The sequence below is a fragment of the Sorangium sp. So ce834 genome, assembly GCF_051521425.1.
GTDB classification, from domain to species: Bacteria; Myxococcota_A; Polyangia; order Polyangiales; family Polyangiaceae; genus Sorangium; species Sorangium cellulosum_D.
The window spans coordinates 5,362,426-5,383,366 of record NZ_CP150351.1; the positions used below are offsets into that span (position 1 = coordinate 5,362,426).

Below are 20,941 nucleotides of genomic sequence, written 5' to 3' on the forward strand. Positions count from 1 at the left end.
CCGAGCGCCTCCCCCGCCGCTGGTGGAGCTCCCCCCAGCACGGCGACGGGTGGGGGTGCTGCCGACCCCATGACCGGCGGCGGTGGCGGGATGCCGCCAGAGACGCCCATGACCGGTGGCGCAGGTGGTGCGGGCGGCGCAGGTACGGGCGGCGCGAGCTCCGGTGGGACGAGCAGCGCAGCTGCAGGCGGCACGGGTGGCGCCGCTGGAGGTGGCGCCGGCGACGGCAGCTTCGAGCTCGCCTGGGAAGATCCGTTCGACACCGTCGATCTCACTCGCTGGCAGCTGATGACCCACAGCTGGGACGGCAATCTCGCGCAGTTTGCCGGCGAAAACGCCGCGGTCAGCGACGGCATCCTGCATCTCTCGCTGACGGCAGCCAACGATACAAGCAAGCCCTTCCGCGGCGTGGAAATGCGCTCTCGCGAGACGCTGACCTACGGAAAAATAGAAGCGTCAGCTCGGTTTGCGCAGGGCTCCGCAGCCGTCTCTTCTCTGGTGCTCATTTATACCCCATGGCCCCCCGACGACTGGAACGAGCTCGACATCGAGTTCTTGGGCAAAAACACCGATCGTGTTCAGTTTAACCACATGGTGAACGTCCCGCCGGCCGATCCAGCCACCGGCCACCTCCAGTTCCCCGAGCTCGTCACGCTGGGCTTCAACCCCGCAGCGGGCTTTCACACCTATGCCATCGAGTGGGTGCCCGGTGAGGCGCGCTTCTACGTCGACGGAGCGCTCATGCACACTGCCACCGAGGAAATGGAACGCATGGTCCTCCCTCAGAACATCCTCTTGACGATCTGGGCTTCTGGATCGCCAGGTTGGGCAGGCCCCGTCGACAGCAGCACCGCCCCCACGCGCGCCGAGTACGACTGGCTCCGCGTCTACCGCTACGTCGGTCCGTAGGTGCTCCGTGGGTTTCCCCGTCGGTTGAGTCACGCGCAGCAGCGCGCGGGGGCGGCGCCGTAGGAAGCGGGGTCGAACCGGACCAGTTCTTCCGCTGCTCGATCCGGGTGGACGGCGTGTTCGAGCCGGCGTTCGTGGAGCGGCTCTACCGGCGGTAGGCGCGCGCCGCTTTCGGTCTGGACAGGTGAGGCCGGACGCGTAGTGTAGTCTGTCGTGCGCAGCGCACCGGAGGTGAGCCACACGCAGGACCTCCAGGCGACTTCAGACGCTCTGGGAAGGGGGGCTCCGCCTGGCGAGGGCGACGAGCGAGCCGAGGGCGCGAGGCGGAGCTTTCGCCCCGGCGACATCGTCGCAGGCCAGTACCGGCTCGAACGGCTGCTCGGCGAAGGGGGCATGGGCGTGGTCTGGGCCGCGGTCCACGCGCTGACCGGCGCGCGGGTCGCGCTCAAGTTCGTGAAGGGCGTGTCCGGCGCGGCGCACCTGCGCCTGCTGCGCGAGGCGAGGATGGCGCACGCGCTCGACCACCCGAGCGTGGTCGCGGTGCACGACGTCGTGCTCGAGGGCGGAGCGCCCGTGATGGTCATGGAGCTCCTGTCCGGCGAGTCGCTCGCCAGCAGGCTGTCTCGCGAGCCGAGGTTGTCCGTCGCGGAGGTCGCCTCGATCTTCCTGCCGGTCGTCTCGGCCGTCCGCGCGGCGCACGCGAAGGGCGTGATCCACCGCGATCTGAAGCCGGAGAACATTTTTCTCGTCGACGTACCGAGCTGGCAGGTCAAGGTCCTCGACTTCGGCATCGCGAAGCAGATGCCCACGAACGGACGGGACGCTCGCACACCGAAGCTCACCGACAGCGGGACGAGGCTGGGAACGCCCTGCTACATGTCACCGGAGCAGGCGGTCGGAGACCCGATCGATCACCGGACGGACATGTGGTCGCTCGGCCTCCTCCTCTACGAGTGCCTGTCGGGCGCGCTCCCCACGCGCGCCGACAATGCCCCGCAGGTGTTGAAGATCATCGTGACGGGCCACATTCGCCCGCTGCGCGAGCTCGCGCCCGACGTGCCCGCTGAGCTGGCCTGCCTCGTGAGCCGCATGCTGTCGGTGTCGCCCGATACCCGGGTCTCGGACCTGAGCGAGGTCCAAGAGGCGCTCGCAGCGCTCGCGCCGGCCGCGGCGCCGAGGCTCGGCGCGCCGGAGGCGCCGGCGGCTGCCCGGTCGGGGCCGCCGGCGGCCATCCCGGCAGCGCCCGTCGAGCGGCCGGACGGCCACGCGGCGAACGTGGACGAGGTGGATCCCTTGGCCCCGACCGAGCGCCTCGGCGACGCGGTGCGTCCGGCGGAGCGCCGCTCGACCGGGAGACGCGCCGGCTTCCGGGTGGCGGCGTTCCGGATCGGCCTCGTCGTGGCGATCGCGGGGGGCCTCGCCGCGGTGCTCGCGCCGCGGGGAGAGCCTGATCCAGTCCAGGAGCTGCCGCCCACCACGATCAACGAGCGAGCGCGATTCTGGTACAGCGCCGCGCTCCAGGCCCTCGGCGACGCCAACGAGGGCCAGGCGGTGGAGCACCTCCGGCAGGCGATCTTCCACCACTACGCCTTTGCCGAGGCGCACCTCCGCCTCGCGATCTACTCCCCGGAGCGCGCCGAAGCGCGGCGGCACTACGCGCGCGCCCGGGAGCGGGGCGCCGCGCTCAGCGCCATCGATCGAGCGCTCCTGGACGCGATGGAGCCGGCGCTCGGCCGCGATCCCGAGGATACGGCGCTCTGCGCCAAGAAACTGCGCGCGGTCATCAAGGAGCACCCGCACGAGGCGGAGCCGTATGCCATCCTCGCGCGGTACACGCTGCGCTGGAACATTCACGCCAGCGCCGACGCGGCGAAGGGGGCCATCGCGAGCGACCCCCAGCGCGCCCAGGGATGGGCCGCGCGGGCGCGGTCGTCGCGACATCTCGGGGCGTACAACGACGCCGTCTCCGCCGCCGACCGCTGCCTCGAGATCTCTCCCCGCGCGGCGGACTGCTACGAGGTCCTGAGCGAGGTCCACAGCGCGCGCCACGACTGCGCGGAGGTCGAGCGGGACCTCCTGCGCATGCTGTCGAGGACGAGCGCCAGGGGCCCGATGATCCATCGCAGGCTCGCGTCGTCGAGCCACGCGCAGAGGCGGCCTCCCGACGCCGTGATGGTGCCGCTGCGGCAGAGCTGGGTCTCGCTGCCGGAGCGGGAGCGCCGCTATCTCTCGATGCTCGACGAGTCGAACGTGCACGCGCTCGCGGGCGACTTCGCGAAGGCCGAGGTGCTGCTGCGGAGCGCGCGCCTGTGGATGGAAGCGGAGTCCACGGCTCACCGCGACGCCGCCCGAGCGCTCATCGACATCTACCTCGAGACCGATCGCGAGCTCGAGGCGGCGAGCATGGCCCGGACGTGCCTCGACAACTACAGCGCGTGCGCCGGCGGCGCGCCGGACCTGCTGCGGGTCCTGCTGCACGCCGGCGGCATCTCCCGCGCCACGTTCGAGGCGAAGCAGGCCGCGCACCTGTCGCTGTCGAGCGCTCCGGGCGCCCCGGAGCACGCGCTCTCCCTCCTGACGAAGGCGCACGCGCGCTGGATCCAGGGCTTCGAGGAGGCCGCGGAGGAGGCCCCCGCGCTGCCGATCGCGGCGCTGACGAGCGATCAGATCGGTCCGGAGCTCCACGCGGACATCGGCGCGGTCTACCACCTCGCGGGCATGCCTCACCATGCCATCCCCGCGCTCCGCAAGGCGGTCGCGACGTGCGATATGCTGGACTGGCCGGTGAGGTACGTCCGCTCGTTCTGGTTCCTCGGTCAGGCCCTCGAGCGGACGGGGGACACCCCCGGCGCGTGCCGGGCCTACGCGAGCGTGATCGAGCGCTGGGGAGGCGCGAGCCCACCCTCCTCGACCGCGGCGCGGGCGCGCGAGAGATCGAGGGCGCTCGGCTGCGGACCGACCGACTGACCGCCCTCCGCGCGCCGGAGAGGGCGCCGCGTCATCGTGGACGGAGCGGTCGGGCGCGACGCGCTCATCGCATGTGGCCTGTGCAACATCTGATGGCGTGATTGTTTGCGAGCGCTCATCGGACACGTGTGCAGAGCGGCGGCGCCTTCGCACAAGGGAGCTCGTTTCGTCTTGACACCCCGTGTCCGCGCGGCGTCTGCGTAGGTTAAATCAGCATGGTTGTCGGGACGAACCCGGCTAGCTGGCGCGCTGGAGAGCGCGTTATCATGGTGGTCTCGACCTTTTGTCGCCGGGCAGCTCTGGCGAGGAGGCATCATCCATGGGAACGACGTCTTTTCTCGTGTCTTCCGCGGCGGTCCTGGCATGTCTCGGCGCGCCGGACGTCGCTCGAGGGCTCGTCTCTCAGCCCTCGAGCGGCGCGTGGCCGCGCCGGCTTCAGCCTGCGGAGCCGGAGTCCGTGTACATGAGCAGCGCCGCGCTGCGCGAGGCGACGCTGGCCCTGGAGGACGCCATCGCGGGCGGGGAGATCCGGGGGGCTGTCCTCCTGGTCGCCCGCCACGGGCGGATCGTGCTCCACGAGGCGCTGGGCGAGCGCGACGGGTTCAACGCGAGCTGGCCGGACATGCCGTCGCCGCCGATGCCGCGCGACGGGATCTTCGATCTGGAGTCGATGACGAAGCCGTTCACCGTCTTCCTCGCGATGAGGATGCAGGAGTCCGGCCGGTTCCCCGGCTTCAAGATCGACAACACGGTCGCGTCGTACTACCCCGAGTTCGCCACGAGCCCGGACAAGGCGCGCGTGACGATCAGGGACCTGATGCGCTACGTGTCGGGCGAGGACATGGACGCGAGCGGCGTCCTCGGCGCCAGCGATCGCTGGCACACGATGCTCACGGCGCCCTTGCTCTACACGCCGAGCCAGAAGGTCCTCTACAGCGACCTCGGGTTTCGCATCCTCGGCCACGTGCTGGAGAAGGCGGGCGGCGACTCGCTGCAGGGCCTCATGAAGACCACCATCTTCGATCCGCTCGAGATGTCGAGCACGTCCTACCGGCCGAAGCTCCACATGCCCGCGATGAGCGATCGCTTCGTGGGGACGGCGTGGTCGAGCGAGCGCGGGCGTTACCTGCGGGGCGAGGTGCAGGACGAGACCGACTACGACGTGGAGGAGAACACGGGGACCCCTCGGTACGGCCACCTGACCGGGTGCGACGGCCTGTTCTCGACGGCGCTCGATCTCGCGAAGTTCGGGCAGGTGCTCCTGAACCGGGGCGTCCACGTCTGGGGCCCGGACGCGCTCTGCAACCCGCTGCTCCTGTCCTGTCCGGGCCAGCGGATCCTGTCGCGGTCCTCGGTGGAGCGCATGACGACGCTGCAGACGGGCGACATGGGCCTCCCGACGCCGGCGACCACGTTCGCCCAGAACCTGTTCTATTCGGGCAAGGGGCTCGGATGGGAGATGTACGATCCCGGCGCGTGGCCCGGCGGCGATCACACCTCGGCCGTCGCGTACAGCAAGACCGGCGGCGCCGGGACGCTCATGATCATCGACCCCGATCCGGCGCGAGACCTGATGATCATCCTGCTCACGAACCACGGGCTCCCGGGCTACGACCACCTCGGGGTCGACGAGGACCAGCTGTGGTACTGGGACGATTTCGACGCGATGATCGAAGACATCCGCGCGGAGGAGGTCAGCGATGCGGTCAACCTGTCGCTGATGGATGTCCCGTAGGGGGCCTCACGCCGGCGTCCTTCGGCGGGACATGGGGTGTTCGCGCCGGGGCCATTCGGCACATCGGGCCGTCGCGCGAAGTCGCTCGGCGCCGTCTGCGGATGAGCGATGAGCAGCGAGCATGCCGTGGCCGGGGGTGCGCCCGCGATCGCGCGGGGTGGGCGGGCGCGGCGCGGCGGGCGCGGCAGTGCGCCGGGACGTGCGCCGAATGACGCGGCGGAGCGCATGGCGCTTGCGCTCGTGCGAGCGTGCCCTCAAAGGTAGGTGTCCCGCCGCGAGGACCCCCGGATGAACGACGACCTCCGCATCAGCCCACCCAACGCCGCGACCCGCACCGAGAAGGCGAGCGCCGAGGTAGAGCTCGCCCCGCTCTCCCCCGAGGATCGTCTCTCGTCGTTCTACGCCGGGTGCCCGGTCGCGCTGTTCACGACCACGCCCGAGGGGCGCTTCATCGACGCGAACCGCGCGTTCGCGCGCCTCCTCGGCTACGCGGACCACACGCGGTTCCTCGACCTGCCCGTCCCGGGCTTCTACGCCGACCAGCGGCAGCGGCAGGAGATCATGCGCACCCTCGACCAGGAGGGCGCCGTCCACGGATACGAGGTCGAGTTCGTGCGCCTCGACGGGACGCGCCTGTGGGTCAGCATCACCGCGCGCGCCATCCGCGACGCGACCGGGCGCGTCGCGCGCTTCGAGGGCGCGCTCGAGGACGTGACGCCGCGCCGGTTGGCGCAGGACCTGCTGCGCCTCAGCGATCAGCGCTTCCACCTCCTCGCCAAGGCCACGAACGACACCATCTGGGACTGGGACTTCACCGCCGGCACGGTCTGGTGGAACGAGAACTTCGAGCGCACCTTCGGCTACCGGCTCGACGACCTCGAGCCGGGGCCCGAGAGCTGGACGGGCCGCATCCACCCCGACGATATCGAGCGCGTCTCGCGCAGCATCCACGACGCCATCGACGGCACCGCGACGGCGTGGAGCGGCGAGTACCGCTTCCGCCGCGCCGACGGCGAGTACGCGTACATCTACGACCGCGGCGTCGTGCTGCGCGACGCGACCGGGAAGGCCGTCCGCATGATCGGCTCGATGATGGACGCCACCCTGCAGCGCCGGCAGCAGATCCTCCTCGGGTGGCAGCGCAAGGTGCTCGAGATGATCGCCCTCCACCAGGGCATCGAGGAGACGCTCGAGGTGCTGTGCCGCGACGCCGAGGAGCTCTCGGCGGGCCGCCGCTTCACCGTGCTGCTCGCGAGCGAGGACGGCCGCCGCCTCCTCCACGGCGCGGCGCCGAGCCTGCCGGCGTCGTACAACAAGGCGGTGCACGGGATCCTCGTCGGCCCTTGCGCGGGCTCGTGCGGCACCGCCGCCCACCGCCGCGCGCCGGTCATCGTGGAGGACATCGCGACAGATCCGCTCTGGGCCGACTTCCGCCAGCTCGCCCTGCCGCTCGGGCTGCGCGCCTGCTGGTCCACCCCCATCGTCTCCTCGAAGGGCGAGGTGCTCGGCACCTGGGCCGTGTATCGGTCCGCGCCCGGCGCGCCGACCCCCGCCGACGACGAGGTCGTCCGCGTCGCCACGCGCCTCGCCGCCATCGCCATCGAGCGGGCCCGCGCGGAGCGCGCGCTGCGCGAGAGCCGCGAGCAGCTCGCGAAGGCGCAGGAGGTCGCGCACCTCGGAAGCTGGTCGTGGGACGTCGCCGCGGGCAAGCTCGACTGGTCCGAGGAGCAGCTCCGCATCCACGGCCTGCCGCGCGAGAGCAGCGGCGTCCGGCCCGACGCCGCCATCGCCTGCGTCCACCCGGAGGACAAGGCGCGCGTCGCCGCCGACCTCGAGGCGCTGCTCTGGCAGGCCGGCTCGGGCGAGATGACGTACCGCATCGTGCGGCCCGACGGCGCGACGCGCTGGATCCACGCGCGCACGGAGGTCGAGCGCGCGCCCGACGGCGCGCCGGCGCGGATGCTCGGCACGTGCCACGACATCACCGAGCAGCGGCAGGCGCAGCGGGCGCTCCAGGAGAAGGAGGAGCGCCTCCGCGCGGCGCTCGACGCCTCGGCGACGGGCACGTTCCGCTGGATCCCGGCCACGAACGAGCTCGACTGGGACGAGAACCTCGATCGGCTCTTCGGCCTTCCGGTGGGCACCACCGCGCGCCACATCGACCAGTTCACGGGCCTCGTCCACCCCGACGACCGGGAGCGCGTCTTCGAGGCGCTCGATCGCTGCGTGCACGACGGCGCCGACTTCGACCTGGAGTTCCGCGTGGTGTGGCCCGACGGCAGCGTCCACTGGCTGCTCGATCGCGGCCGCATGCTCCGCGACGCCGAGGGCAGGCCGCTCACGATGACGGGCGCGTGCACCGACGTGACGGAGCGCATGAACGCGGAGCTCGCGCTGCGCCAGCGCGCGGACGAGCTGGCCAGGCTCACGGAGGCGCTGCAGCGCATGAACCGCGAGCTCGACCAGTTCGCCTACATCACGTCGCACGATCTCAAGGCGCCGCTGCGGGGCATCGCGAACCTCTCGCAGTGGATCGAGGACGACGAGGGCGAGCGCCTCAGCGACGTGTCCAAGCGGAACCTGGAGCTCCTGCGCATCCGCGTGCAGCGCATGGACGCGCTCATCGACGCCATCCTCGCGTACTCGCGCGTCGGTCGCATCCGCGTGCCCACCGAGGTGGTCGCCGTGGGCCCGCTCGTCGAGGAGGTGGTGGATCTCCTGTCGCCGCCGGGGGGCTTCCGCGTCGAGATCGCCGGCCCGCTGCCCAGCGTCGTCGCGGAGCGCGCGCTGCTCCAGCAGGTCTTCATGAACCTCATCGGCAACGCCATCAAGCACCACCGCGACAAGGGGAACGGCCGCGCGGTGGTCTCGTGCGCGGACGCCGGCTCGCACTGGCGCTTCACGGTGGAGGACAACGGCCCTGGCATCGCGCCGCGCTTCCACGACAAGGTGTTCATCATCTTCCAGACGCTGGAGGCGCGGGACCGGTCGGAGGGCACGGGGGTCGGGCTCGCGCTCGTGAAGAAGATCGTCGAGAGCAGCGGCGGCGCCGTCGCCCTCGACTCGGACCTCGGGCGCGGCGCGGCCTTCTCGTTCACCTGGCCCAAGGCGCTGGTATAGCGGCGGGCGGCGTCGCGGCGGCTGCGTGGATCGCGGCGGTCTGGGTCGCGGCGGCGGTCTGGGTCGCGGCGAGGGCTCCGTTCACGACGAGGTGGATGAACTGAAGCTTGGCCACGGCGGGGCGCGGCATCACGAACGGGTAGAAGTCGTGCTGGCCCATGCTGCGCGACATCTCGTTGAGCACGGCCGTCAGCTCCACCCAGGCGTTCAGGAACCCGAGGAAGCTCGCGGCCCCTGGATCGTCCGGCCGCCACAGCGCGTCGGCGCCCCAGGGCTCGACGTCGAGCTCCACCTCGTCGGCGTCGATGCCGAAGCTGAGGGCCGTGTCCACGGTGTCGACCATGTGGAGGTAGTGGGCCCAGGTCTCGGCCCAGTCTTCCCACGGGTGCATGCTGGCGTAGGCGCTGACGAAGCGCTGCGGCCAGTCGGCGGGCGGGCCCTGCTCGTAGTTGGCCTTCAGCGCGGCGGCGTAGTCCTGCTGCTCGTCGCCGAACAGCTCCCGGAACGGCGCGAGCCATCCGGTGTCGCGCACCAGGCGGTCCCAGTAGTAATGGCCGATCTCGTGCCGGAAGTGCCCGAGCAGCGTGCGGTAGGGCTCGCGCATCGCGGCGCGGATGCGCTCGCGCGTGGCGTCGTCCGCCTCCTCGATGTTCAGGGTGATGACGCCGTCGGCGTGGCCGGTCATCACCCTGGGCCCATCCGGCGGCGAGGCGAGGAAGTCGAAGCAGAGGCCGTGCTCCGGGTCCTCGCCGACCTTGGACTTCACCGGCAGGTTCAGCGCGAGGAGCTGTGACACGAGCCGTCGCTTGGCCGTCTCGATGCGGCGCCACAGCGCCTGGTGCTCGGCGACGTTGAGATCGGGAATGGTGCGGTTGAGCCGGCACGCGGCGCAGAGCGCGGGGGCCTCGGCCGCCGCCGGGACGAGCCAGTTGCAGCCCGACGCCAGGTCGAAGTTGCCGCAGCGTCGATAGAGGCGCGGCGGGGCCGCCGTGTCGTTCCAGAGCCGCCAGGTGCCCTCGGTCGGCCCGGGCTTCAGCGGCAGCACCTGGGCGCGCTCGGGCTCGTAGCCGAGCGGCGTCTTGCAGGCCAGGCATTCGCTGTTGCGGAAGAACACCGGCCTCGCGCACTGGCACCGGTACGCGCGCGGGGCGGTGGGTTGCTTGATGGGTTTCCATGCGCTGCGCAGGCGCGTGATGAGGCTGTCGAAGCGAGTGGACATGGAGGGTGGATGCGTCTCGACCATGCTCGGTTTCCGCTCGCTGATAGCAAGCCATGTGCCAGGACGGCAAGCCATGTGCCAGATACGGGACGCGATGTTCGCGGCGTATGCCTGAGGCCGTATGCCGGCGGGCGGCTCGCGCCGGTGTCGCGGAGTGTCTCAGTGTGGCGATGTGGAGGCGCTGCGGGCGCCCGAGGGCGGCCCGACCCAGGTTGGGGTCACCCGCTCACGGCACCGTGTCCTTGCGGGTGACCGACGAGCTTCGGAAGCCGGCGATCTTCGCGTCGACCTCGACGGGCGACAGGATCGCGTCCTTGGCGAAGTACACCCAGTCCGCGTCCTCGTGGTACGTGCGCGAGCTGCCCTGGGCCGCGTCGAGCTGGTCGAACCAGACCTGGAAGCTCAGGTACTGACCCTCCTCCGGGACGAACCTGGACGCGTGCGTCACCCTCGCCACCCCGTCGATGTAGTACGTGATCGATGTGCTGGTGATCTGAATTACAAGCGTATGCCAGCCGTCGTGGCTCCCGGACACGAGGCTCGACGTCTTGTCGGTCGTCGTCTCCCACGAGGTCAGCCACATCGTGCTGGTGTTGCCCTGCCCCCAGCCGCCGTTCGGCATGTACTCGAAATCCTGCTCCGAGTAGTCCGGGTCGCCGTCGACATACTCGGTGATCGTGAAGAACGTCTCGATCGGCTTGTCGCCGAAGAGGCGCGCGCCCGACAGCGGCGTATCGTAGAACTTCACCCGGGCGGCGTACGTGCCCAGCCGGAACTTCCTCGACGTGGACATGACCTCCGCATGCGAGCTCCCCGCGGCCGCGCCGTTCGTGGTCGCCTTGAGCCGCATCAGCTTGTTCGCCCCGTTCGCCGGATCGGCGACCAGCGAGACGTTGGACGGCAGCCACTGCGCGCCGCTCACGCCGGGCCCGCCCGACCAGCTCCGCAGCGACCACCAGGAGCGAAAGCTGCTGTCGCCCGTGCCCGTGTAGCTGAAGTCGTCGAAGAGCTCCGCCACGACAGCGCTTCCGGCGGGGGTCGTCGCGCTCGCCTGAGCGGACGCCCCCGACTCGCTCCCCCCGCTCGAGGCCGTGACCTTGTAATAGTAAGTGGTGGACGCCGACAGGCCGGTGCTGTTGTAGCTGGTCGACGTCACCCCGGAGGCGATCCGGTTGCCCGCCGCCGGCGCGAATCCCGGCGTGGTCGACCGGTACACGCTGTAGCTCGTCGCCCCGCTGCTCGCCGACCAGCTCAGGGCGATCGCGCTCGAGCTCACCGCCGTCGCCGTCAGCGCCGCCGGCGCCGCCGGCGTCGACACGCTGCCGCTCGGCGGAGTCCCGCCGCGCAGGCCGCCCGTGGGCGCCGAGCCGGCGTCGTGCACGGTGATCCGGCTCCAGCTGGCGAAGTTGGTCTGGCTGCTGTACGAGTAGTCGTCGGTCTCATCGACGTTGACGCCGAACTGGATCCCGAGGTCGATCGGCTGGGTGGTGGCCCCCGGGGCGAGGCTCCCGGCGCTGCTCGAGAAGCTGATCTCCACGTAGCTGTCGGCGCCGCTCGAGGAGACGCTCCCGGTCGCCAGCGTGATGTTGCTGCAGGACGGGCTCCACCACCAGCACGCGGGGGTCACGGTCGCGGCGCCGTTCTTCTTGAGCCAGTACCGCACGACGATGCTGCTCAGCGGCACCGTCGCCGTGGTGTTGTTGCGCAGCCGGATGCCAGCCTCGGCGATCGTGTCGTTCGGGGCGGCTGTATCGTAGTTGGCGTATTGAACGGTGAAGTCGGTCGTCGCGGCGAAGCCCTCGCTCCCGGGGCACACGACGGACATGACGAGGACGACGCCCAGCCACGCGAGGCGGAGGCCGCGAGCCCGCAGGAAGAGGCCGGCCCTCCCGCCGACGGGCGAAGTGCGCCTGCGCTCGGCCGGTCGCGCCTGCTGACGATCGCTCCGTGAAGCTCTCGATTGCGATTCCATCCACTGCACCTCTTTCTGGCGATGTCCGCCGGCTCCGAGGCGATCGAGTGGAATCGTCCAGTCGCACGCGAGGCCGGCCCTGACGGATGCGTTTCGCTACCGGGGCGCTGAAAAAGTGCGCAATCGATCGAGGGCGCTCCCGGTGGCCCTCTCTGCATGCAGCCACCGACGCCGCTCCTTCGGAAAATCGTCCTGAGGCCGCCGGCAGCTGCGCCGGGGAGGGCGGGCGCCCTTCAACCACCTTCGAGGCAGATCGCGCGCACGAAGCGCCTCACGGTCGAGGCGCGGTGCTCGGCGTAGTAGCCCTCCGCCGCCGCTCTCGACGCCTCGCCGGGCGCCTCGAGGCAACCGGCGATGATCTCGTAGCCGTCCTGGAGCCGGCTCGGGTCCCCGGGGTGCGTGCGACGATACTCGTGCACCAGCTCGCGCATGCGCGCGCCGTTCCGCGCGCTCATCGCGTCGTTCAGCAGCGCGATCAGACCGTTTTCGTGCTGCATCTCGAGGTGACGCGGCGTGATGGGGTGAGGGTGAGCGGGGCCGTCGTGCCGGTCGTCGGGGCTCGGCCCGATGACGGCCAGGTCGAAGGCCGCCGCGGCGAGCTCGGCGCTGCCGGCCAGCGCGGGCGGCTCGCTCGTCGTGCGGCGCGACGCCGCCTCGCGCGGCGTCGCCTCCTGCGACGCTTCCTGCCGGGACGAGGGCGGCCGTCGTCCATCGGGCTCTCGCGAGCGATCGACGAGCCATAGCGCCCCGCCGAGGAGCGCCAGCGCGGCCACGGCCCATCGCCTGCGCGTCGACCTCATGGAATCGTCACCGTCCACGTCACCGTCTCCTGCGAGCGGGGCCAGTTGTCGCGGCCCCAGCAGGGATCGTAGTACCTGGGGTTCGTCGACGGCGGCGGGTCGAGGCACTCGCCGCTGCGGTAGCGCACCCACTCTTCGCCGACATTGTCGTAGGCCCTGGCGACGATCGTGTGCGTGCCCCGAGCGAGGCCCGCCGCGGCGACGTTGTAGACGGGGCCGCCGTCGGTCGCGATCACCTCGCCGTCGAGCGTCCAATCGACGCTGATGACCTCGGGATCGATCACGTTGACCGCGAGCGTCGCCGGGTCGGTGACGGCGCCGGCGGGCGGATCGGTCGAGTCGATCGGCCTGACGCGCATCCAGATATCCATGATCATCTTCTCGCGCGAGACCGGGTTGAAGCTCGTGTTCTTGTGGCCTCCGAACAGGCTGTTCATCATCGAGTTCGACGACGGGCGATACTGCCCGCCGTCGACGTAGCGGCTGCCGACGAAGGTGCCCTGGAGGCCCGTGGAGTCGGCGGCGTCGTAGCCCAGCCACTTGTCCCATTTGCCCGCCGTCGTCGTGCAGTCGGCCGTCGAGTTCACCTCGACGTACTCGGTGCCGCTGCCGCCGCACGTGTTCGCGCCGCAGCCCGAGCCGGTCGCCTTGGCGCAGTACTCGTCGGCGAGCTGATGAAAGCCGTGGCCGCCTTCGTGCAGGGCCGCGCCGGGAGCCTCCGGATGCGCGCCCGACCAGAGCATCCAGGACGAGCCCGTGTTCCACCAGCGATCGTTGTTCAGCACGATGGCGTGCCAGTCGACCTCGAAGTCGTCGGGGAGGTTCGCCGCGAGCGCGTCGTCCGCCGCGCGGGTATTGCAGTCTGCGAGGCGGCTCTCGTCGTCGCCGGTGCAACCGAGCACGCCTGGGACGCCGTTCGAGGGGCTGACCAGCTTGATGGCGCAGATGTTGACGAACTTTCGATACCTGCTGTACGGCTCGCCGATCGGGCTGCTGAAGCGCAGGGCCATCGCCGCCTCGATGTGCTCGATGTACGTGGTGTTCACGGTCGTGGCGTCGTAGCCGTCGCCGATGATGACGTAGTTGACGCGGTTCTCAGGCGGGCCCGCGCTCTCGATGGCCACGCCGTTCGTGCCGCAATCGAGGACGTACGCGGGGCCGCCTCCTCCAGCGCCGCCGGGCACGAAAGCACCCCCGGCGCCCGCGCCGGCAGAGCCGCCCTGGCCCGCGCCGCCCGCGCCGCCCGAGCCTGGACTGCCGACGCCTCCGGCTCCGCCGCCTGCGGAGCCGCCGGCCGCGAGGTTGCCGCCCTCGGACGCACTGCCGCTGTCCGTCGTCGTGCCGCTGCCCGGTGCCTCGCCGCAAGCGCAGAGCGCCACCAGGCATGAAACGCGCAGCATCCAGCTAGATTTCATCGCTTTCGCCTCACGACCCCTCGCCGGTGATACCCATCGCGCCGTCGTCGATGACAAGGTCCAAGTGCGCATCCGTTCATCGGGAGCGACGCGCCAGAGGACCCCCTTCGAGGCCAAAATGTTAACGTTAACATGGCTGGTGTCAACGGCGATCGGCCGGCCCGCGGCGATATCGAGCCGATTACAGACGAGCCCCATGGTTCTCCTCCCGATCGCCGCGTCAAGTCAAGAAGAGGGGTGCTGTGTCACGCCGGCCGGGGCGCCGCGCCCGCGAGGAGCGTCGGCCGGCGAGGCGTCAGGCCGCCTTGGCCCACGCCGCGAGCGCGCCGGCGGTGGTGATCGACTTCATCGAGCCCTCGCGCTGGTTCGTCGCCGGGCGCGCGCTGTCGCAGCAGGGCGCGCGCTCGTATCACTGGATGGTCAGCATCACCGACGAGACCAACACGAAGGCCGAGAAGGCGGCCTACCTGAAGGCGGTCCACGGGGCGATGCGCGAGCTCCTGGGCGAGGTGGCGGAGCACTCCTACATCCATATCGCGGACCTGCGCGCCAGCGCCTACGGCTACGGCGGGCTCACGCAGGAGCACCGCTACCAGCGCCCCGCGTGACGGCGAAGCGCACGATGGCGGTCCCCCCGGCGCCGACAAGGCCCTCGACAGAGGGCAACCGCCGCCGCGACCGTCGCATTGACACGCCGTTTCCCAGGGTTTGACACAGAGCATCATCTCGGCACAAAATCTTGACACAAAGCATCATGTCGGCGCGCCGACGCCCGGGAAATTCGTGACCGATCCGAAAGTCAAGCTCTGCGACGCCAAGGCCGTAGGGATTGCCCTGCTGCGTGCGCTCGTCGGATCGATGAGGGCATGAAGAGATCCACCCTCGTGGGAAAGCGACACTCTGTCGATAATTATCCAGCCATGCCCGCATGGCGGGGCACATCCCATCTTGACCCCTTGTTTTATGGCGGGTAGTGTACAGCCCCGGTTGGCAACCCGTCGGTGTTGCCTGTCTGCGAATTCTGCACAGGGTCGACTTCGAGCGCGACCAAGCCTTTAGATTGGATTGGCTTGCGGTTGAATCACGGGGGCGTGGACGCTCGGAGCCGTGTGCCGTGCGCTGAGTTCGAGCTTAACGAAAGAGCGGAGCTATGAGAATCCGAGGAAGCCATATCTTCTTGTGTTCCTTTTCCATCGCCGGCCTGCTGGCCATCGGCTGCGGCGGTGACAGCTCGAGCGGTGCCAGCGGTGACACCACGGGCTCGGGCGGCGCGAGCGCGGGCGTGGGCGCTGGCAGCCCCACCAGCAGCGGCGTCGGCGCTGGCACCCCCACCAGCAGCGGCGTTGGCGCTGGCACCCCCACCAGCAGCGGCGTTGGCGCTGGCATGCCCACGGGGACGGGCGTCGGCGGCGGCGGCGGCGGCTCCACCAACCCGAATGGGGATCCCACGCCGACGACCGATGGCTCGCCGCCCGGCCGATTCCGGGTCAACCCCGACACCGGCAAACTGATGCAGGACGGCACGCCGATCCAGGTTCGCGGCGGCAACTGGTTCGGGCTCGAGGGACAAGACGACCTCGAGCGTCCCGGCGCCATGGAGCTCTTCATCGGGGCGATGTGGTGGGTGGAGAACGCCAGCCCGCGCACGATCGAGCAGACGATGAAGGAGCTCACGAGCTCCGCTCTCAAGTTCAACACGATCCGGCTTCCGATCGCGCCGCAGACCCTGGTCGCCAATCACCCGGACGGCGACTACAGCAAGACCTCGCCCCGGATCAGGAACAACAACGAGAAGGTCTACCCGTACGCCAACGCGCGTAAGGCGCTCGAGGACTTCCTCGTCCAGGCCAACAAGAACAACCTGAACGTCATCATCGGCATCCACTCCTGCTCGAACCACCTCGGGTGGCGCGCGGGCAGGCTCGACGATGCCCCGCCCTACGTCGACAGCAATCGCGAGAACTACGATTACAAGGCGGACGCCTACAACTGCACGATGGGCGAGGACGCCTACAGCATGGAGAAGTGGCTCGCGGACATCCGCACGATCGCGCGGCTGCCCAAGGAGCTCAACATCAAGAACGTCATCGGCATCGACTGCTTCAACGAGCCGTGGAAGTACTCCTGGGCCAAGTGGGCAGATATGGCCAAGGCGTGCTACGACGTCATCAAAGAGGAGAACGACGACATGATCGCCGTTGTCCAGGGCGTGTCCGGCAGCTACCAGCCGGAGGGCACCAGCGGCCTGACGTCGGAGCCGGAGCCCCACGGCGATGAGAACCTCAACCCGAACTGGGGTGAGAACTTCTTCGGGCAGCACGCCTACCCGATCCAGATCCCCAAGGATCGGCTCTGCTTCTCGCCCCACACCTACGGGCCTGCGGTGTTCGTGCAGAAGCAGCACGTCGATCAGTCCCAGGCCGGGTGCGCCGACCTCGAGGACGAGGAGGCCGCGAAGGCCAAGTGCGGGCTGGACATCGAACGGTCCAACCCGGCGGCCGTCGAGAGGCTGGCAAAGCAGTGGGACGAGCACTTCGGGTTCCTCCACGACGAGAAGTTCTGCGTGATCACCGGCGAGTTCGGCGGCGTGAAGGACTGGCCGAAGAACGAGATGGATCCGGGGCTGGCCCAGCTGTGGGCGCACTTGCCTGCCGGCAAGCGCTACGACTGGGAGTGGCAGAACATGTACACGGATTACCTGATCAAGAAGGGAATGACGGACTTCACCTACTGGTCCATCAACCCCGAGTCGGGTGATACGGGCGGCATCTACGGCCACAAGTACACCGACGCCGACAAGACGGGCTGGGGCACCTGGACCGAGCTCGACAAGGAGAAGGTCGATATGCTGGCTCGTCTCAAGTAGACCGAGCCGCAGATCATGACGACCGCCCGCAGGCCTGGCCTGCGGGCGGTTTTCTTTTGGCGGCCAGAGCCGGTGACCGAGGTCTCCCGGGTTTCCCGGTCGGTCAGCCCTGAAGCATGGCGAGCGCCGCCGGCGACTCGGGCAGCGTCTGCCCGCCGTCGAGCCGGCCGGAGGTGTCAATCCGCTCGCTCGTCGTCGAGCCGATGCTTCCGACGGTAGCGCCCCGGCGACATGCCCATGACGCGCCGGAACACCTTGCCGAACGAGCTCTCCGACTCGTAGCCGACCGCCATCGCGATCGCCGCGAGCTTCATCGGCCGGTTCTCGCGCATCATGCTCGCGGCCCGCACCATCCGCCACTGCGTCAGGTGGTCGAGCGGCGTCTCCCCGACGAGCTCGCGAAACCGCGCGGCGAACGCCGAGCGGGACATCGAGGCGACGCGCGCGAGCTCCGGCACCGTCCACGCGCGGCCCGGCGCCGCGTGCATCTGCCGCAGCGCCTCGCCGATCTGCGGGTCGCCGAGCGCCCGGAGCCAGCTCTGGCTGCCGGCCGGAAGCGACGCCTGGATGCGCGCGCGCATCGCCTGGACGAAGAGCACCTCGGCGAGCCGGTCCACGACCGCAGGCGACCCGGGCAGGCCCTGCGCGATCTCGGCGGCGATGAACTGGAGCGTCGACTGGAACCAGGGCGCCGCGTGCGCGTCCGACGCCGCGAGGTGGATGATCGGCGGAAGATGCCTGACCAGGAGCTCGCTCTCGGGCGAGGCGAAGGTGAAGCACCCGGCGATCACGGTGACGGGCGCGCCGCCGCCGCCGTGCGCGATCAGCCGCGACCGGTAGAACGCCTCCGGCGGCGTCACGTCCTCTGCCGCGCGCAGGCGCGCCCTGGGGCTGCTCCGGAGCGAATACGCCTCGGGCGCGGGCAGGAAGACGAAATCGCCGCCGACGAGCGGCACGAGCGCCTGCTCGTCGACGCCGAGGAGGCAGGAGCCGCGGGTCACGATGAGACAGATGCCCTTCCGGCCTGGAAACTGGAGCCCGAACGGGGCCGTGAGCTCGAGCCTGCCGTAGAGGTGCCCCTGGGTCCGGAGCAGCGCCATGATCTCGGTGAGAACATCCACATCTACCTCGCTCCTGTGGCGTTTTGGACCAGAAAACCGGCGCATTCGACATGGATGCTCCAGGCCGTGAGGCGTACGGTGCGGTCACCGCGTGAGCATAAGCGGCCGTGACCGTCAGGTCTACATCGGCCGCGGAGGGCGTCATTCCCGCGGTGAGGAGCTCTCGATGCGCTACAAGATTCTCGGCCGGCGTACCGGCCTCAAGGTCTCCGCGTTGTGTCTGGGCACCGGGATGTTCGGGAGGGCGTGGGGCTACGGCGCAGCGCCGGAAGAGGTGCGGACCATCCTGCAGGGCTATGTCGAGGCGGGCGGCAACTTCATCGATACCGCCGACAATTACCAGCACGGCGAGGCCGAGCGGCTGATCGGCGAGATCGTCGCCCCTTATCGGAACGACCTCGTCATCGCGTCCAAGTTCAGCCGCGGCGCCGGTCCGGCGCCGGCGCTGGCCCGGCTCGGGAACAACCGCAAGGCCATGGTGCAGGCCGTCGAGGAGAGCCTCGTACGGTTGAAGACGGACCGCATCGATCTCTATTTCGTTCACATGGACGACGGCGTGACCCCCATCGACGAGATCGTGCGCGGGCTCGACGACCTCGTGCGGGCCGGCAAAATCGTCTACGGCGGGCTCTCGAACTTCCCGGCCTGGCGCGTCGCCATGGGCGTGAAGGCCGGCGATCTCCGCGGCTCGTCCCCACTCGCCGCGATCCAGGTCGAATACAGCCTGCTCCAGCGCACCACGGAGCGCGAGCTCCTGCCGATGGCGGACGCGCTGGGCCTCGGCGTGATGGGGTGGTCACCGATGGCCGGCGGCCTCCTGACCGGCAAGTACCGGAACGGAGAGCGGGGCCGCGCGACCGATCTGAAGGCGAGCGTGCTGCACGACGAGCCCGCGCGCCACGGCCCCGTGCTCGACGCGCTCGTCGCCGTCGCGGACGACCTGGGCGCGAGCCCGGGTCAGGTCGCGATCGCCTGGGCGGCCGCGAAGGGCGTGATCCCCGTCCTTGGGCCGCGGACCCGCGCTCAGCTCGACGAGAACCTCGGCGCCGCGGCGCTCGCGCTCGACGACGCGAGCCTCCGCCGCCTGGACCAGGTCAGCGCGGTCTCGCTCGGTTATCCCCACGAGCTCAATGGCCACGCCGAGCAGCGCGCGACCATGACCGGAAACCGGTGGGAGCAGATCGACTTCCCCGAGCGGACCGTCGCGTGAGCCGTGGCAGGGGGGGCCGGAACCATCCGAGCGAGCTGGCGAAGAAGGAGGAAGTGCGGAGGGCCTATCTCGGGCCGTGAGCCCCCTCGGTCCTCGGCGGGCGGCCGTGCTAGGGTGGGGCCATGAGACGCCACAGCCCTGAGGTCCCGCCTCCGCCCGTGGCCGGCGAGGCTCGGGGCTACTTGATCCGGCAGCTCGAGACAGCGTGGCAGCTCACCAGCTTCCACCTCGACGGGCTCACGACCGAAGAGTGCTTGTGGCGCCCGGCTGACGAGGGATTGCACGTTCGTCGGACCGACGATGGAACGTGGCGCGCCGACTGGCCGGAGCACGAGGGATACGACCTCGGCCCGCCGAGCATCGCATGGGTGACGTGGCATCTCGGGTTCTGGTGGTCCATGGTGCTCGACCACTCGTTCGGCGGCGGAGCCCTCGCGCGCGAGGACGTGGCCTGGCCCGGCGACGCCGACGGCGTGCGCGCGTGGCTCGGCGGGCTTCAGGATCAGTGGCGGGCGGCGATCGAGCGGGCCACCGACGACGACCTGCGCTCGACGCGGCGGACGCGGTGGCCCTTCCAGGACCGGCCGTTCGGCGACGTCGTCGCGTGGGCCAACGTCGAGCTCACGAAGAACGCCGCGGAGCTCGGCTACGCACGCTTCCTCTACGCACGAAGGCCGCGCGGTTAGAGGGCGAGCCAGCCTATCCGGCGGGCTTGACCTGGGTCGGATCGATGGTCGCTGCGCCGCTCAGCGCCAGGCGGATGGCTTGCTCGACGGGTGAGTAGTCGCCGCGCTCGCGTTCGAGCTGGAGCGGCTCGGTCGGGAGCAGGGGCGGCTGAGCCATGAAGCGGGGGCGCGCGCCGCGGTGGGGCTGCGCGGTGTGGACGAGGAACGGGTGGCACAGGTAGACCGTTCCCGCGTCGCCCGTCGCGAGCACCTGCGGCCGATGCGCCGTCTCCGCGAAGCCGTTCGCGGCCAGCTCACGCAAGGTCAACCCCGGCTCGCCGGCCGGCGCCAGCTGCCGCGCGATGTCGAGATGCGACCCCGCCCGGATGCGCGTCGGCGCGTCGTCTTCACCGACATCCGAGAAGAGAAAGAGCATGAGCAGCGCGCGGCCGCGCGACCTGACGTTCGCGCGCCACTCCATGAAGTCGGGGCTCTCGGTGCCGAAGCTCACGTCGATGTGCCAGCCCGCGTCCCCCGGGTCGAGGGGCGACGGGAAGCGGATGGGGAACGTGCCGAGGGCGGCGCACGGTTGCCAGCGCCCGCTGCCGACCAGCTGATCGAGCGCGGCGCGGAGCACCGGGGTGTTCGCGGCCTCGGCGAAGGGTCGCTGCCCGTAGTGCCCGAGTCGAACCACCGGCTTCGTCCAGGTCTTCGGGTCGTCCGGGGTCATGCCTGTGTCGCGCCACAGGATGGCGCGGGCGTCGTCGGCCAGGGTCCGGGGGAACGCCGCGTCGATGCGGACGAATCCCTGGGTGATGAAGTGCTCGATCTGCGAATGGCTCAACTCGCTCACGGTGCGGACCACCTTGTACGGGTCGTCTCGGCGGCGCAAGTCGTCCGGGAAGGGTCCGTCGAGGCCAGCGACCAGCGCCCTCCAGCGCC

14 protein-coding genes are annotated in these 20,941 nt (G+C 70.2%); 8 read left to right on the top strand and 6 right to left on the bottom strand.

Annotated features, from left to right (window positions below; genetic code table 11):
• Positions 1-108: 108 nt before the first annotated feature.
• From WMF20_RS19265 to WMF20_RS19280, 4 genes are all read left to right on the top strand, one after another.
• A complete protein-coding gene (locus WMF20_RS19265) occupies positions 109-909 on the top strand; it encodes a family 16 glycosylhydrolase (protein ID WP_437615653.1) in 801 nt (266 codons plus the stop codon).
• Between the two features lie 213 nt (positions 910-1,122).
• The gene (locus WMF20_RS19270; RefSeq protein WP_437615655.1) at positions 1,123-3,876 is read left to right on the top strand and encodes a protein kinase domain-containing protein; all 2,754 of its coding nucleotides are present in this window, start codon (positions 1,123-1,125) and stop codon (positions 3,874-3,876) included.
• A gap of 319 nt (positions 3,877-4,195) precedes the next feature.
• Positions 4,196-5,611: a serine hydrolase domain-containing protein gene (locus WMF20_RS19275; RefSeq protein ID WP_437615657.1), complete on the top strand. Its 1,416-nt coding sequence runs from the start codon at positions 4,196-4,198 to the stop codon at positions 5,609-5,611.
• A gap of 288 nt (positions 5,612-5,899) precedes the next feature.
• Positions 5,900-8,731 carry a PAS domain-containing protein gene (locus WMF20_RS19280; RefSeq protein WP_437615659.1) on the top strand — a complete coding sequence of 944 codons (2,832 nt, stop codon included), beginning with the start codon at positions 5,900-5,902 and terminating at the stop codon, positions 8,729-8,731.
• Here WMF20_RS19280 and WMF20_RS19285 read toward each other — a convergent pair.
• From WMF20_RS19285 to WMF20_RS19300, 4 genes are all read right to left on the bottom strand, one after another.
• Positions 8,706-9,950, bottom strand: coding sequence for a zinc-binding metallopeptidase family protein (locus WMF20_RS19285; protein WP_437615661.1), 1,245 nt, complete (start codon positions 9,948-9,950; stop codon positions 8,706-8,708). The two genes, WMF20_RS19280 and WMF20_RS19285, sit on opposite strands and share 26 nt — an antisense overlap.
• A 226-nt stretch (positions 9,951-10,176) precedes the next feature.
• Entirely contained in the window at positions 10,177-11,922 is a 1,746-nt protein-coding gene (locus WMF20_RS19290) for a cellulose binding domain-containing protein (protein ID WP_437615663.1), read from the bottom strand.
• A gap of 233 nt (positions 11,923-12,155) precedes the next feature.
• Positions 12,156-12,722 carry a hypothetical protein gene (locus WMF20_RS19295; RefSeq protein ID WP_437615665.1) on the bottom strand — a complete coding sequence of 189 codons (567 nt, stop codon included), beginning with the start codon at positions 12,720-12,722 and terminating at the stop codon, positions 12,156-12,158.
• Complete coding sequence (locus WMF20_RS19300; protein WP_437615667.1) at positions 12,719-14,137, bottom strand: M64 family metallopeptidase; 1,419 nt, start codon at positions 14,135-14,137, stop codon at positions 12,719-12,721. The genes WMF20_RS19295 and WMF20_RS19300 overlap by 4 nt, the downstream gene beginning before the upstream one ends.
• 305 nt (positions 14,138-14,442) lie before the next feature.
• Between WMF20_RS19300 and WMF20_RS19305 the strand changes: the two genes are divergently transcribed.
• On the top strand, positions 14,443-14,745 hold the full coding sequence (locus tag WMF20_RS19305) for a tautomerase family protein (RefSeq protein ID WP_207217907.1): 303 nt from the start codon (positions 14,443-14,445) through the stop codon (positions 14,743-14,745).
• Positions 14,746-15,287: 542 nt separating this feature from the next.
• Positions 15,288-17,003 carry a glycoside hydrolase family 5 protein gene (locus tag WMF20_RS19310; protein WP_437615669.1) on the top strand — a complete coding sequence of 572 codons (1,716 nt, stop codon included), beginning with the start codon at positions 15,288-15,290 and terminating at the stop codon, positions 17,001-17,003.
• A gap of 176 nt (positions 17,004-17,179) precedes the next feature.
• On the opposite strand, the gene WMF20_RS19315 is transcribed toward WMF20_RS19310, so the two are convergent.
• Positions 17,180-18,124: an AraC family transcriptional regulator gene (locus WMF20_RS19315; RefSeq protein ID WP_437615671.1), complete on the bottom strand. Its 945-nt coding sequence runs from the start codon at positions 18,122-18,124 to the stop codon at positions 17,180-17,182.
• A gap of 166 nt (positions 18,125-18,290) precedes the next feature.
• On the opposite strand from WMF20_RS19315, the gene WMF20_RS19320 reads away from it, so the two are divergent.
• Positions 18,291-19,334 carry an aldo/keto reductase gene (locus WMF20_RS19320; RefSeq protein ID WP_437615673.1) on the top strand — a complete coding sequence of 348 codons (1,044 nt, stop codon included), beginning with the start codon at positions 18,291-18,293 and terminating at the stop codon, positions 19,332-19,334.
• Positions 19,335-19,456: 122 nt separating this feature from the next.
• A complete protein-coding gene (locus tag WMF20_RS19325; RefSeq protein ID WP_437615675.1) occupies positions 19,457-20,020 on the top strand; it encodes a DinB family protein in 564 nt (187 codons plus the stop codon).
• Positions 20,021-20,033: 13 nt separating this feature from the next.
• Here WMF20_RS19325 and WMF20_RS19330 read toward each other — a convergent pair whose 3' ends face one another.
• Complete coding sequence (locus WMF20_RS19330) at positions 20,034-20,852, bottom strand: phytanoyl-CoA dioxygenase family protein (protein WP_437615677.1); 819 nt, start codon at positions 20,850-20,852, stop codon at positions 20,034-20,036.
• Positions 20,853-20,941 lie beyond the last annotated feature (89 nt).